Here is a 13,804-nt window from a genome sequence, read left to right on the forward strand (position 1 = left end):
GATATGAGAATCCTGACCCTGGCATCAAGAAATGTGAGTCGCAACTGGCAGCGTTCACTTGTGACCATGCTGGCGATGGCTTTTGCCTGCCTGATTATGATTTTCTTTGCCTCACTGATGGAGGGGATGATTCAGGGCAGTGAGCGTAGTGTGGTATCGATGAATATGGGCGATATTCAGATTCATGCACAGGGCTACCGTGATGATCCCGATCTTTATACGCGTATCGACAGCGCAGATGAGCTGGTTACCAGACTTCAGCAGCAGGGATACATGGCTTCCAGTCGTATCTACGGTTACGGACTTCTGGCCGCCAACATGGCATCAAGCGGCGTGCATCTTCGCGGCATTGATTTGAAGCAGGAGATGACGGTCACCGAACTCTATCAGCATGTTGGCTATGGTCAGTGGCTGGTTGAAGACGATAGCAATGGCGTGGTGCTGGGAAAAAAACTTGCAGCCACACTCGGTGTCGATCTCGGCGATGAACTTGTGTTTGTCGGCCAGAGTGCAGACGGATACATGGCCAATGACCTGTTCCGCGTACGCGGTATCCTCAAGTCTGTATCAGACGGCATCGACAGGATGGGAATGTTCATGCCGATGCCGACACTCAGGCAGCTGCTGGTGATTCCGGAGGGGGCGCATGAGATTGTTGTGATTCGCGGGGATCGAACGGCAGATCTGGTGGCCGAAACAGCAAAGGTTGGAGGATTGGTTGAGGGATTGATTGAAGAGGGGGCTGCAGGGCTTGAAGTAAAAAACTGGAAGCAGCTCATGCCGGTGATTGCACGCATGATTGAAACTGCCGATGTGCAGATCATGATTATGCTGGTGATCTTCTATATTGCTGTGGCAACCGTTGTCCTTAATGCGATGCTGATGAATGTGTTTGAGCGTATCCATGAATTCGGGATTATGAAGGCGCTTGGCGTCTCCCCCTGGCAGCTGCTTGCGTTGGTGTTTGCAGAGACGTTTATTCTTACTTTTATAGCGGCTTCTGTTGGCCTTGCAGGAGGTTGGTGGGTTTCCGACTACTACCGGATTCATGGCATTGATCTCTCATCCATGGCCAGCTCAATCTCCTACGGTGGTATCGCATTCGATCCGCTCTGGTATGCGGCGATTACCACAGAAGCCTTGGCCTATCCGGTCATCTTCCTGTTTGTTATTGCCGCGCTTGCGGTAATCTATCCGGCAGTGAAAGCGGCGTTGTTAAGTCCGGTGAAAGCGATTTACTACCGATGAGAACAGGGCTCTGATGAATCTCAATAAGCTTGCCTGGCGCAATATCTGGCGCAGAAAGCGGCGGACGCTGATTACCGCATTCTCAATCGGATTCGGGGTGATGCTAGCTGTCACCTTCACAGGCTCCGGCGATTACACCTATACCAATATGATCGATACCGGTGCCAGCATGGGTATGGGCCATGTGACGGTAGAGCCGGTTGGTTATCATCTGAAACCGACACTGGATAAACGTCTTCATGGTGTAGAGATGTTGCGCGAGAAAATAGTTGCACTGGAAGGGGTATCCGACGCCACGGTTCGCATTACCGGTCAGGCGATGTTTGCCAGTGCCCGCAAAAGTGTCGGTGGTGCATTTATTGCAGTTGATCCTGCTTTTGAAAGTGAAGAAAACAATCTGTTGATCCGCTCGATTGTCGAGGGATCGGTTTTTTCCGACAGAGCAGGGCGCGGCATTGTGATCGGTAGCAGGCTGGCCAAAAAACTGCAGGTAAAAATCGGTAAGAAGGTGGTTTATACCACGACCGATGCTGAAGGTGAGATCGTTAGCAATATTGCACGGGTAACCGGCATCTTTACCACTGGTGAGAATACGATTGACGGGATCATGGCTCTGCTACCGATCGCCAGTGTGCAGAAGACGCTCAGTTATGCCCCGGATGAAGCGACGGTGATCGCTGTGGTGATTAAAGATCAGCGCCATGCGGAAGGCATGCGCGATAAGGTTGCTGCTCTGCCTGAGGCAGAGGCGGCGGATGTATTAACCTGGAAAGAGTCACAGCCCGACCTTGCTGCTGTGATAGCTTTTGATAAGGCTGGTAACTATATCAGCCAGCTTCTTGTCGGCCTGCTGATTGCCGTGGGTATTCTCAATACCATGCTGATGAGTGTATTGGAGCGAACCCGGGAGTTCGGTGTAATGATGGCGGTTGGCATGTCGCCGAAGGTGCTGTTTAAACTGGTGATGGTGGAGTCGTTCTGGCTCTCTATTGTCGGGCTGATACTTGGCATCATCATTACTACCCCCTGGTACTACTTTCTCTACAACTATGGCATCGACTTCTCCGGCGCATTCGGCACTGACTTCAGCTATGGCGGTGTACTGGTTGATCCAGTGTTTAAGGCCCGATTGTTCAAAGAGAGTATGATGGCGATTCTCGGTACGCTGTTTATGCTGGCGCTGCTGGCGGGCTTGTATCCGGCCTGGCGGGCAGGGCGTGTGCCGCCTGTTGAGAGTCTGAAAACGATATGAGGTCGATGCAATGAACAGAGATGAGCAGAGATGAACAAAAACGAACATATTGTCCAGATGCAGAGCGTCATTAAAACCTACCGGCAAGGTAAGGTGGATGTGCATGCCGTGAATGGTGTCTCACTGGCCATTGAGAATGGTGATTTTGCCGTGTTATGTGGCCCGTCCGGCTCCGGTAAAACCAGTATTCTCAACCTGATCGGCGGGCTTGATGTGCCAAGCTCAGGCAGGGTCTGGGTGGATGGTGTCGATCTTTCAACACTGGATAGCACACAGCTCTCTTCTGTTCGCAAGGATCGCATCGGTTTCGTTTTTCAGGCCTACAATCTCATTCCAGTAATGACAGCCTATGAAAACGCTGAGTTTGTTCTCAACCTGCAGGGGGTGAGTGAAGCGGAATCCCGGGAACGGGTAATGGCGACACTGAAAGCGGTGGGTCTTGAAGGGCTTGAGCATCGCAGGCCGGATGAGATGAGTGGCGGGCAGCAGCAGCGCGTGGCCATTGCCCGTGCCATTGTGACAAGGCCTGCCATCGTGCTGGCAGATGAGCCGACGGCCAATGTCGATTCGCATACGGCTGAATCACTGCTTGATCTGATGCAGCAGCTGAATAGGGAGCAGGGCATCACCTTTCTCTTCTCAACTCACGATCAACATGTCATAGATCGGGCAAGGCGCATTATCACTATCCATGATGGAAAAATTGAGTCGGATGAAATTCAAGCTTAAGCAGCTGCTCAAAGCTGTATCTGTTGTGATTGTTCTGGTTGCTCTGCCGCAGTCAGCCATGGCCTTCCTGTCGTGGCAGGAAGATGACAACAGCCTGGAGGCGCGAGGGCTTCTTCGTGGCTCGGGGTTGGCGTTGAAAAATCCGGATAATCAAGTCTATTATAATAGACGATCAGTTTCGGGGCTGGCCGCTTCCGGCAGGTTGATGGTGGATGCCGGTTTTTCTAAGCATATCAGTTTCGAGATGCATGCAGTGCAGAACTATATCCCGCTTAGCCTGCAACATGGAGGCAGTAATCTGGCTCTGCTACAGGGGGTAGAGCGCAGTGATCTTCTTGACTGGAGTTTTGATAGCAGGGCAGCGCATCTGCTGGTTGATCGGCTGAATCTGCAGTACGCATCAAACAGAGTGAACATCAAAGCGGGGCGGCAACCGGTGAATCTGGCCACTACCTTCTATTTCACCCCTAACGACTTCTTTGCCCCCTTTGCTGCACAAACCTTTTTTCGCTCCTATAAACCCGGCGTAGATGCGCTGCGGGCAGATGTTCAACTGTCAGAGCTCTCACAGTTGTCACTGATTTCGGTGCTGGGATACCGGCTTGATAGCGGTGGCGACAATGGCTGGAGCAACAGGGTTGATGCGGCAAGGAACTCCTATCTGGCTCGTATTTCATCACTGTTTGGTGATTTTGAACTGGCACTGCTGGCTGGTTCAGTGAAAAAAGATCGGGTGGTTGGTGGTGACCTGCAGGGTGAGTTGTTTGAGTGGTTGGGTGTCAGGGCGGAGGGACATGTAAATTTCCCTGATCAGGCAGGATTCAAACGACGCGTGGAATTTGCCCTGGGGCTGGAGCACCGTTGGGAAAACACATTGAGTCTGCGTGCTGAGCAGTTTTATCACGGTGGTGGCGCCTCAAGCAGTGCGACCTATGCCGCAGTCTTGGCTACGCAAGGTGGCTATCTGGCGCGAAACTACAGTGCATTGGGAGCCGGTTATGAGTTTACGCCGCTGCTGAGCGGGGATCTCACCCTGATTTACAACTGGATGGATCACTCCGGGCTGGCAGCTGTTTATCTGCTCTACTCATTGAGTGATGAGTCCGAACTTGCTTTTAGTGGTGCAGTGGCAAGGGGAGCCAGGCCAGCTGGTGTACGTATCAACAGTGAGTTTGGACTCTATCCCAATTCGGTCAGTGCAGAGATTCGCAGTTACTTCTAACCTTGGATTGGTGTTAACAGACTCTTAGATGAACCTGTTCGTATTGACCTGCTCTACATGTTGTTCAAAGGATGCGTAGAGCTTCATAAAGGTGTTGAAAATATTCTCGGGCATCTCACAAACCAGTGCCCGCTGTTTTGTTTTGATCTCAGACTCAAAAGGCAGCTCAATATGAGGGTTGACCGTACCGAAAAAATCACCGCTGCAGAGTTTTATCTGTTGACCATCTGGCATATTTAACTCGGCTTCTCCGGAGAGGATAATATGGCAGACAGGTGCAGAAAGATCGCTGATGGGGATCGTTTCTCCACTCTCATAACTATGCACAACAGACTCTTCAGCAGCCCAGATTTTATCCTCTTCCGGCAGTTGCGAGAAAGCGGGCATGGCATGGGTCATGGCGTGCACCATACGTGTCTGCACAGTGCGGATAAGCTGATCACCAGCCAGAGGGGAACGCTCCATCAATTGGGTGATCGACTGGCTGGAGAACTCAAGCATTCGGGTCAGGCTATTGGCTGAAATCGTTGCTGTACGGTTTAGCTTGTAGAGGCAGGCAAACTCACCGAAGAAGTCGCCGGCGTTGAGTGTGGTCAGTGTTTTTGATCTGCCATCAGCAAGCATCAGGCGAACATCCACACTGCCTTCAAGGATCAGATAGAAGGTTTCGCTGGCTTCGCCCTGAGTTACAATATCGTGACCGGCCTCAGCCTGTATCAGGGTGGCCTGCGAAATAAAATCGAGGGCCTCCTGATCTGAGAGCTGATCAATCAGGGCAAAGAGGTGACCTGATCCGGAACTGCTCTCCTGAAATCCGGCGCTGGTGATGCGTGCCATATTCGAGAGTGCTTCGATCTCTTCTGTTTTTGGGTGATCAAGTTGTTTGCATATCGCCAGAAAACCAAGGGCAAAGCCGCCTTTGCCACTGGCGAGCATGCGTCTGGCCATGCTCAGGGCAAGGTTGCGAGCCTCTTTGATACGCTCACTTCTCTGCAGCATCTGAATCAGGGGGCGCACAATATGCATATCTTCGGGGAAGACATGATGCAGCAGCAGGTAGCTGTGCAGGAGCTTTTGTTCACTCAGTGACATGGCTGCAAGCATAGCCTATGAATCGGGATTGTCATACATTGCTTGGGTATGGTCATGGTTGTCGCTAGTCTTGGCGCAATGACAATTGACCACCCAACCTCCGGTAGGCCTCGCAGCGCTATCCCGTTCGCCTCTGACGGGTGGGGTTTTTGCGAGATTCCGGCCGCTCTGGTCGTTGTGATTACGAAAAAAAATGAAGAGAAATATGGAGAAGCCTGTGCCTATTAAAGATGCGGTGACCCGACGCGGTGTTTATCTGCTGCCCAGTCTGTTTACTACGATGGGGCTGTTTGCCGGTTTCTATGCACTGATTGCAGCTGTTCAGGGGCGCTTTGAACTTGCCGCCTGGGCAATTCTTGCTGCTGCTGTATTTGATATGCTCGATGGCCGGGTGGCAAGGCTGTTGCATGCCGAGACCTCATTCGGTGCCGAGTATGACTCTCTCTGTGATATGCTCTCCTTTGGTGTCGCACCTGCTGTGCTGCTCTATATGTGGGCACTGCTGAATCTTGGCCCTGATCTGCACAAGCTGGCATGGCTGGGGGGCTTCTTTTTGGTGGCCGGAGCAGCCATCCGACTGGCGCGCTTTAATGTGCAGCTGGAGCATCAGGATAAACGTTATTTTCAGGGATTGCCGACGCCGGGCGTAGCGCTACTGATCGCTACTGCGGTGCTTTACCATGTCGATGGTAGGTTCAGTCCATGGCCGTGGCTCTGGTTTTTCCTGGCACTCTCTCTGGCCTGGCTGATGGTCAGTAATGTCCGGTTTATTTCAGGTAAAGATATTGATCTGAAACAGCGCCACTCGACAGGTGTGCTGGTAGGTATGATCCTGGTTGTCGGCCTTGTTGCTATTGACCCGTATCGCGTACCGTTCGGTATCCTGTTTATCTACTGCCTGCACGGGCCAATTTTGAGTCTCTGGCAGAACCGGCGGCTTACCCAGTATCGTCAGCAGCGTAAGCTCAAGCGCAAGCAACAGGGTAGTGGCGAAGATTCTGATCAGCTTTAAGGAAATTGACCCACCCGTTGCATGGTGCTTTAATGCGTCACATGAACAGCCAGTTTTCCGCATTTACCACTGCAACGAAGTACCTGCTACTTCGAACGGGTCTGTGCGTCTGCTGATTGGTTTCAGCTGATGATGTACAGGCCGCGGATTTCCGCGGCCTTTTTTGTTGCTGCTGATTTTTTTTGGAATAGATAGGAGATAAACATGTCTGATCGCTTGTACATATTTGATACAACACTGCGTGATGGCGAGCAGTCACCGGGCTGCTCGATGAACATTGATGAGAAATTGCGTGTGGCCCATGCTCTGGCCGTGCTCGGCGTAGATATTATCGAGGCGGGTTTCCCTATCGCATCTCCCGGTGATTTTGAGGCTGTTCATCGCATCGCCAGCCAGGTGCATGGTCCGGTCATCGCCGGACTGGCAAGAGCCGCACAGGGGGATATTGCCCGTGCCGCCGAGGCGGTAAAGCCAGCTGGTGATCGAGCCCGCATTCACACCTTTATTGCCACAAGTCCGATTCACATGGAGGCCAAGCTGCGCATGACTCCGGATCAGGTGGTAGAGCGTGCAGTGGCAGCGGTCAAACAGGCGCGTTCACTGGTGCCTGAAGTGGAGTTTTCTGCTGAAGATGCAGGCCGTTCCGAGATCGATTTTCTCTGCCGTATTGTGGAGAAGGTGATTGATGCCGGGGCACGTGTAATCAATATTCCGGATACAGTCGGTTATATGACACCGGATGAATTCGGCTATCGCATTCGCACGTTGATTGAAAATGTTCCGAACTCCGATAAGGCGATCTTTTCAGTGCATTGCCACAATGATCTCGGCCTTGCTGTGGCTAACTCGCTGGCGGCTGTAGAAAACGGTGCACGTCAGGTTGAGTGCACCATCAATGGTCTGGGTGAGCGTGCCGGCAATGCAGCTCTGGAAGAGATCGTGATGATCATGAAGACCCGTTCAGATCGATACAATATTGATCTGGGTATCGATACCACCAAGATTGTGCCTACCTCCAAGCTGGTCAGCCAGATTACCGGTATGCCGATTCAGCCGAACAAGGCGATTGTCGGTGCCAATGCTTTCGCTCATGAGTCCGGCATCCATCAGGATGGCATGCTCAAGCATAAGAAAACCTATGAGATCATGACACCGGAATCAGTGGGTTGGAGAGCCAATCGTATGGTGCTGGGTAAACACTCCGGTCGTGCAGCCCTGAAAGCCCGTTATATTGAGCTGGGTGTAGAGCTGGATGATGAGCGTCTGATTGTGATCTTTGATCGTTTCAAGGTGTTGGCGGATAAGAAGAAGGATATCTTCGATGAAGATCTGATGTCGATTCTTTCGGATGACTCCAGTGTTGATGCTGAGCGTGTGAAGCTGATCAGCCTGCATGCGGCATCAGGCACCAACGATGCTCCGGTGGCTGCAGTTGAACTGGAGATTGAGGGTGTTCGACACAAGGCGACGGCACACGGGGATGGTCCTGTGGATGCTGCTTTCCAGGCGATCAAATCGATGGTTGAGCCTAATGGCAGGTTGCTGCTCTATGCCGTGAACGCCATTACTGCCGGAACCGATGCACAGGGTGAGGTGACAGTGCGCTTGCAGGATGGTGAACGTATTGTGAATGGCCAGGGGTCAGATACCGACATTATTGTGGCATCTGCCAAGGCACTGATTGCCGCGCTGAACAAGCTTCCGAACATGCATGCCAGAGAGGTGCATGCACAGTACTCAGGCGTGTGACCGGAGAATCGTGAGGAGAAAGGGGTGAGGTGTAAACCTATCACTCCTTACGCTGCATCTGCTTGATAAAAACATAGTGGAAACAAGAAAAGGCCGGGCATATGCCCGGCCTTTTTTGCTGTTGTTGATCGTTAGTTCAAAGGATACCCACACCCAGGAGGGGTGGCTTTAGCGAGCTGGAGAAAACCACGTTGTCTCCAGCGACTAAAGGCAGAGGGCCGGAGCCCGATGCCGTATCTTACACATCATAAACTCATCTGTTTCAGCCACTTCTCCAGGAAGTGAATGTTGAATTCGCCCTTCTGGAATCCGGGATTGGCAAGCAGACGCTGATGCAGCTCCTGATTGGTGGTGACGCCCAGAACAACCAGCTCATCAATCGCCCGCTGCATACGACGGATGCACTTTTCACGATCACGCGCATGGGTGATGATTTTACCGATCATAGAGTCGTAGTGCGGCGGGATTTTATAGCCTGTATAGAGGTGTGAATCGACACGTACACTGCGACCACCGGGGGCGTGATAGAGCTCCACTGTTCCCGGAGAGGGGGTGAACTTGAACGGGTGCTCGGCATTGATGCGGCATTCGATGGCATGACCCTTGATCTTGAGGTCTTCCTGTTTGAATGCGAGTTTTTCACCATTGGCCACACGGATCTGCCACTCGATCAGGTCAACGCCGGTAATCCATTCCGTTACCGGGTGTTCTACCTGAATGCGGGTGTTCATCTCCATGAAATAGAATGAATTATCCGCATTCATCAGGAATTCAATGGTGCCGGCACCCACGTAATCTACTGCTTTGGCAGCAGCCAGACCTGCAGCACAGATCTTCTCACGTGTCTCCGCATCAATGGAGGGGCTTGGAGCTTCTTCCAGCACCTTCTGATTATTGCGCTGCATGGAACATTCGCGCTCGTAAAGATGTACGATGTTACCATGCGTATCGCCAAGTACCTGCACTTCGATATGACGCGGCTCAACGAGGAACTTCTCGATAAACACGGTGTCATCACCGAATGCTGCACCGGCTTCGGCTTTGCACATGGAGAAGGCATTGGAAAAAGAGGCCTCAGAGTGCACTACCTTCATGCCACGGCCACCGCCGCCAGCAGATGCTTTGATAATCAGCGGGAAGCCGGACTTTTTGGCAATGGCTCTGGCCTCTTCAATATCTTTTACTGCACCGTCTGAACCTGGAACCAGCGGCACACCTGCAATCTCCATCTTCTTCTTGGCAGTAACTTTGTCGCCCATGATGCGCATCGATTCAGGTGTCGGGCCAATCCATACAAGACCGGACTCATTGACGATCTCGGCAAACTCGGCATTTTCAGCCAGAAATCCGAAGCCGGGGTGGATCGCTTGCGCATCAGTCAGCTCGGCAGCAGCCATGATGGCTGCAATATTGAGGTAGGAGAGGGAGCTTGATGCAGGGCCGATACAGACTGATTCATCTGCCAGTCTGGCGTGCATGCAATCACGGTCTGCCTCAGAGTAGACAGCTACCGAACGAATACCCAGCTCTTTACAGGCACGGATAATGCGTACGGCAATTTCGCCACGGTTGGCGATCAGAATTTTGTGAAACATGTATCCTCCGATCAGCCCAGTGGTGTGATAACGAAAATAGGCTGGCCGTATTCAACTGGCGTTGCGTTGTCTGCAAGGATGGCTTCAACAACACCGTCATACTCAGACTCGATCTCATTCATCATCTTCATCGCTTCAATGATGCAGAGGGTATCACCCTTTTTAACTTTCTGGCCGACGGCAACGAAGGTGTCCGCATCAGGGCTTGGTGATGAGTAGAAGGTGCCTACCATTGGTGATTTGACCTGATTGGCCGTACTCTCAGCAGGGGTCTCTGCTACAGCGGCAGGGGCAGCAGCTGCAGGTGCGGCGACAGGTGCTGGCGCAGCAGCGTAAACAGGGGCAGCCGCCACAGGTGAGCCACGCGAGATGCGTACAGTTTCAGCACCTTCGGTGACTTCAATCTCTGTGACATCTGTGCTCTGAATCAGTTTTATAAGTTTGCGAATCTGGGAAATGTCCAAGTTAATCTCCTTGTTTTATTAGTCTTTAATCTGACGCAAATGATCTTGCAGTCCGCGCAGGGCCAGTTGGTAAGAGGCGGCTCCAAAGCCTGCCACAATGCCTGTAGCGGCAGCTGCAAGCATGGAGTGGTGACGGAACTCCTCGCGACGATGGATATTGGAGAGGTGTACCTCAATAAACGGGATGTTGATAGCCAGCATGGCATCACGGAGTGCAATACTGGTGTGGGTGTAAGCAGCCGGATTGATAACAATACCATCGATATGGTCACTGGCAGCCTGATGAATGCGATCCACCAGCTCTCCTTCGTGATTGCTCTGAAAGGTTGAAATCTCAACGCCAAGGCTGTCGCCGAGATCGATTAGTGACTGGTTGATATCAGCGAGTGTGACATGACCGTAGTGGCCGGGTTCACGGGTGCCGAGAAGGTTCAGGTTGGGTCCATGCAGGACAAGGATGCGCAGGTTTTTCATGAGTTGGTCTCTCTCTCCCATTCATGTTTAAGTGTTTGTAGAGAAGCATCTTCGGGCTGGCGCATCATGAGCAGGCCAAGCATCTCGATGGCATGCTCTTTTTCGCCCTGCTGCCAGAGTAGTCTGGCCAGTGTAGTCGATGCGGCTGTTTGCGGCATCTGACGGGCATTCTGTAACTTTAGTGCGCGGGTGGCGCTCTCTATACCCGCTTCAATTTTTCCGAGTTTTCGCTGAATGCGAGCCAGAAGCCGCCAGGCAGAGGTTTCAGACGGGGCAAAGGCGATCAGATCTTTAAGGATATGCTCAGCAGCATCGAGATCGCGCCTGCTGATCGCCGCTTTGGCCGCATCCATGCCGTCTGCGACACCGTGCCAGTTGGCAGGCACCGGGACTGACTTCGCTATTAACTGCCGGGTATTGGGTGTGCTGGCGCTTGCTGTTAGCATACGGCTCACACTAAGTGTTCGCATATAGCCGGTCAATCGGGATGAATGCATAAACGGGTTGAAAAAGATCGATTCTGGTTAAAAAACGATCATTACGATTGGTTTTTGAGGATTTTAGAGGGGCTTGCATGTCTGAAGAGATTACCATCCATATTAATGGCGAAGACCGGGTTGTGCAGGCAGCCACCCTCAGTGAGCTGGTGGCCGAGATGGGGCTGGAGAAGCGTATGATTGCCATTGAGTGCAATCTCGAGGTGGTTCCCAGAAGCCGGTATGAGAGCACTGCTCTGAAACATGGTGACCGCATTGAACTGGTTCACATGATTGGCGGCGGTTGATTTTTTACTGATAACGTATGGGATGTCTCGTCCTTGTGCATGCGCAAAAGAGAAATAGTTGTGACGTTTTCCCGTACAGATTGTGCGGAAGGGGAGTTTGATTCGATGTCTGATGATATGTTTAAAGTAGGTAGCCATGAGTTCAGATCACGGCTCATTGTAGGTTCCGGAAAATATAAAGATTTTCAGACCACCAAAGATGCGACTGAAGCATCAGAGGCTGAGATGATCACAGTGGCTGTTCGTCGTGTGAATATTACCGATCCTGGCAAAGAGAACCTGCTCGACTATATCGATCCAAAAAAATATACCATTCTGCCTAATACGGCTGGCTGCTTTAACGCCGATGATGCTGTGCGTACCCTGCGTCTGGCTCGTGAAGCCGGTGGCTGGAACCTTGTAAAGCTGGAAGTGCTCGGTGATACACAGACCCTTTATCCCAATGTGGTTGAGACCATCAAAGCGGCCGAGATACTGGTGGCAGAGGGTTTTGAGGTGATGGTCTACACCAATGATGATCCGATTGTGGCTACACGTCTGGAGGAGATCGGTTGTGTGGCGGTGATGCCGCTGGGTAATCCGATCGGTTCCGGTCGTGGCCTTGCCAATCCGTTTAATATTCGCGTGATCAAAGAGCGTGCGAATGTTCCGATTGTGGTGGATGCCGGAATCGGTACTGCTTCTGATGCTGCCAAATCGATGGAGCTCGGTGCAGATGCGGTACTGATCAATACCGCTATTGCCGAAGCCAAAGATGAGTGCCTGATGGCCAAAGCGATGCGTGATGCAGTCAGGGCAGGGCGTCAGGCCTATCTGGCCGGTCGTATGCCAAAACGCGCCTTCGCCAGCGCGTCATCGCCAACTGAAGGTTATATCTGGGATTAAATAAATCAGAGACTGATTTGCGCAGACAAACACAGATAGTCTGCTTTGATCAGTAAATACGATAGAAATTGAGTGGAAGGATCAGGTGATATCGTTTTTGATAGTAATCTTGTTCATCAGCGATAATCTGCGTCCATCTGTGTCCAAAAAGGAATTGAAATGACTGAATTGAAAAATGATCTGTTTTTGCGCGCATGCCTGCGCCAGGATGTTGAGCGTACACCGGTATGGATGATGCGCCAGGCGGGGCGTTACCTTGCTGAATACCGTGCAACCAGGGCTCGTGCCGGCGGTTTTTTGAATCTCTGCCGCTCACCAGAGCTCTGCAGTGAAGTGACACTGCAGCCGATTGATATTCTTGATGCCGATGCTGCAATTTTATTCTCCGATATTCTGGTTGTACCTGAAGCGATGGGGATGGAGCTCACCTTCGGTGTCGGTGAGGGGCCGAAGTTCCCTGATCCGATCACCTGTCGTGCTGATGTTGAGAAGTTGCCGGTACTGGATGATCCGAGCAAAGAGCTCGGTTATGTGATGGATGCGGTAAGTACCATTCGTCGTGATCTCAATGGTCGCGTACCTCTGATCGGTTTTGCCGGTTCTCCGTGGACACTGGCGACCTACATGGTTGAAGGTGGCGGCTCCAAGAACTTCTCCAAAGTCAAAGCGATGGCATTCAATGAGCCGGAAACGATGCATCTGCTGCTTGAAAAGCTGGCGGACTCTGTTGCGGCTTATCTCAATGGTCAGATTGCCAGTGGCGCTCAGGCTGTTCAGATCTTCGATACCTGGGGCGGCATCCTTAATACCCGTGATTACAAAGAGTTCTCCCTGCAGTATATGCAGAGAATCGTTTCACAGCTCACCCGTGAAAACGAAGGGCGCAGGGTTCCTGTGATTCTCTACTCCAAGGGGGGCATGGGATGGCTGGAAGCGATGGCTGATACCGGTTGCGATGTGCTGGGACTGGACTGGTCGATTGATATCGATGAGGCGCGTCGCCGTGTGGGTGACAGGGTGGCACTACAGGGTAATATGGATCCGACCATGTTGTATGCCAAACCGGAACGCATACGCGCCGAGGTGAAGGATATTCTGGCCAGGTTCGGTCATGGCAATGGCCATGTGTTTAATCTCGGTCACGGCATCACCCCCGATGTGCCGCCTGAGCATGCTATTGAGTTTTTCAAGGCTGTTCGCGAAGAGTCTGTTCAGTACCACAGATAACAGACTTTCGTGCACTTAAAAAAGGCTGCTCTCTGAGCAGCCTTTTTTGTTTACTGCCATGCTATTCAGAT

Annotated in this window: 14 protein-coding genes; 9 read left to right on the forward strand and 5 right to left on the reverse strand. The window is 51.9% G+C overall.

All coding sequences use genetic code 11. From position 1 onward, the window contains the following. The first annotated feature begins 3 nt into the window (after positions 1–3). From F3F93_RS03485 to F3F93_RS03500, 4 genes are read left to right on the forward strand one after another with little or no spacing between them, the layout of a single operon-like run. Positions 4–1,248 carry an FtsX-like permease family protein gene (locus F3F93_RS03485; RefSeq protein ID WP_241696938.1) on the forward strand — a complete coding sequence of 415 codons (1,245 nt, stop codon included), beginning with the start codon at positions 4–6 and terminating at the stop codon, positions 1,246–1,248. Positions 1,249–1,261: 13 nt separating this feature from the next. Next, positions 1,262–2,500: an FtsX-like permease family protein gene (locus tag F3F93_RS03490; RefSeq protein WP_176957778.1), complete on the forward strand. Its 1,239-nt coding sequence runs from the start codon at positions 1,262–1,264 to the stop codon at positions 2,498–2,500. A 30-nt stretch (positions 2,501–2,530) separates the two neighbouring features. After that, entirely contained in the window at positions 2,531–3,229 is a 699-nt protein-coding gene (locus F3F93_RS03495; RefSeq protein WP_176957779.1) for an ABC transporter ATP-binding protein, read from the forward strand. Further along, a complete protein-coding gene (locus tag F3F93_RS03500; RefSeq protein ID WP_241696939.1) occupies positions 3,192–4,451 on the forward strand; it encodes a hypothetical protein in 1,260 nt (419 codons plus the stop codon). Before F3F93_RS03495 ends, F3F93_RS03500 begins: the two co-directional genes overlap by 38 nt. A gap of 24 nt (positions 4,452–4,475) precedes the next feature. On the opposite strand, the gene F3F93_RS03505 is transcribed toward F3F93_RS03500, so the two are convergent. Further along, the gene (locus tag F3F93_RS03505) at positions 4,476–5,543 is read right to left on the reverse strand and encodes a cyclic nucleotide-binding domain-containing protein (protein WP_176957780.1); all 1,068 of its coding nucleotides are present in this window, start codon (positions 5,541–5,543) and stop codon (positions 4,476–4,478) included. Positions 5,544–5,766: 223 nt separating this feature from the next. On the opposite strand from F3F93_RS03505, the gene pssA reads away from it, so the two are divergent. Further along, a complete protein-coding gene (gene pssA, locus F3F93_RS03510) occupies positions 5,767–6,555 on the forward strand; it encodes a CDP-diacylglycerol--serine O-phosphatidyltransferase (RefSeq protein WP_347239189.1) in 789 nt (262 codons plus the stop codon). Between the two features lie 204 nt (positions 6,556–6,759). Then, positions 6,760–8,304 carry a 2-isopropylmalate synthase gene (locus F3F93_RS03515; protein WP_176957781.1) on the forward strand — a complete coding sequence of 515 codons (1,545 nt, stop codon included), beginning with the start codon at positions 6,760–6,762 and terminating at the stop codon, positions 8,302–8,304. A gap of 245 nt (positions 8,305–8,549) precedes the next feature. Here the strand turns inward: F3F93_RS03515 and accC are convergent, their stop codons facing one another. Genes accC through F3F93_RS03535 form a run of 4 tightly spaced genes read right to left on the reverse strand, consistent with a single transcriptional unit; the run spans position 8,550 to position 11,283 of the window. Beyond that, entirely contained in the window at positions 8,550–9,899 is a 1,350-nt protein-coding gene (accC, locus tag F3F93_RS03520; RefSeq protein WP_176957782.1) for an acetyl-CoA carboxylase biotin carboxylase subunit, read from the reverse strand. 11 nt (positions 9,900–9,910) lie between these two features. After that, on the reverse strand, positions 9,911–10,363 hold the full coding sequence (gene accB / locus F3F93_RS03525; protein WP_176957783.1) for an acetyl-CoA carboxylase biotin carboxyl carrier protein: 453 nt from the start codon (positions 10,361–10,363) through the stop codon (positions 9,911–9,913). Between the two features lie 18 nt (positions 10,364–10,381). After that, positions 10,382–10,828 carry a type II 3-dehydroquinate dehydratase gene (gene aroQ, locus F3F93_RS03530; protein ID WP_176957856.1) on the reverse strand — a complete coding sequence of 149 codons (447 nt, stop codon included), beginning with the start codon at positions 10,826–10,828 and terminating at the stop codon, positions 10,382–10,384. A 5-nt stretch (positions 10,829–10,833) separates the two neighbouring features. Continuing rightward, positions 10,834–11,283 (reverse strand): hypothetical protein, encoded by a 450-nt coding sequence (locus tag F3F93_RS03535; RefSeq protein WP_241696940.1) that lies wholly within the window; start codon positions 11,281–11,283, stop codon positions 10,834–10,836. A 128-nt stretch (positions 11,284–11,411) separates the two neighbouring features. Between F3F93_RS03535 and thiS the strand changes: the two genes are divergently transcribed. The 3 genes from thiS (at position 11,412) to hemE (ending at position 13,733) form a co-directional block, all read left to right on the forward strand. Further along, the gene (gene thiS, locus F3F93_RS03540) at positions 11,412–11,621 is read left to right on the forward strand and encodes a sulfur carrier protein ThiS (protein WP_176957784.1); all 210 of its coding nucleotides are present in this window, start codon (positions 11,412–11,414) and stop codon (positions 11,619–11,621) included. Positions 11,622–11,726: 105 nt separating this feature from the next. Further along, positions 11,727–12,506, forward strand: coding sequence for a thiazole synthase (locus F3F93_RS03545; protein ID WP_277816496.1), 780 nt, complete (start codon positions 11,727–11,729; stop codon positions 12,504–12,506). 159 nt (positions 12,507–12,665) lie between these two features. Next, entirely contained in the window at positions 12,666–13,733 is a 1,068-nt protein-coding gene (gene hemE, locus F3F93_RS03550) for a uroporphyrinogen decarboxylase (RefSeq protein ID WP_176957785.1), read from the forward strand. The last annotated feature ends 71 nt before the right edge of the window (positions 13,734–13,804 follow it).

It is taken from the genome of Mariprofundus sp. KV (assembly GCF_013387475.1).
Taxonomy (GTDB): domain Bacteria; phylum Pseudomonadota; class Zetaproteobacteria; order Mariprofundales; family Mariprofundaceae; genus Mariprofundus.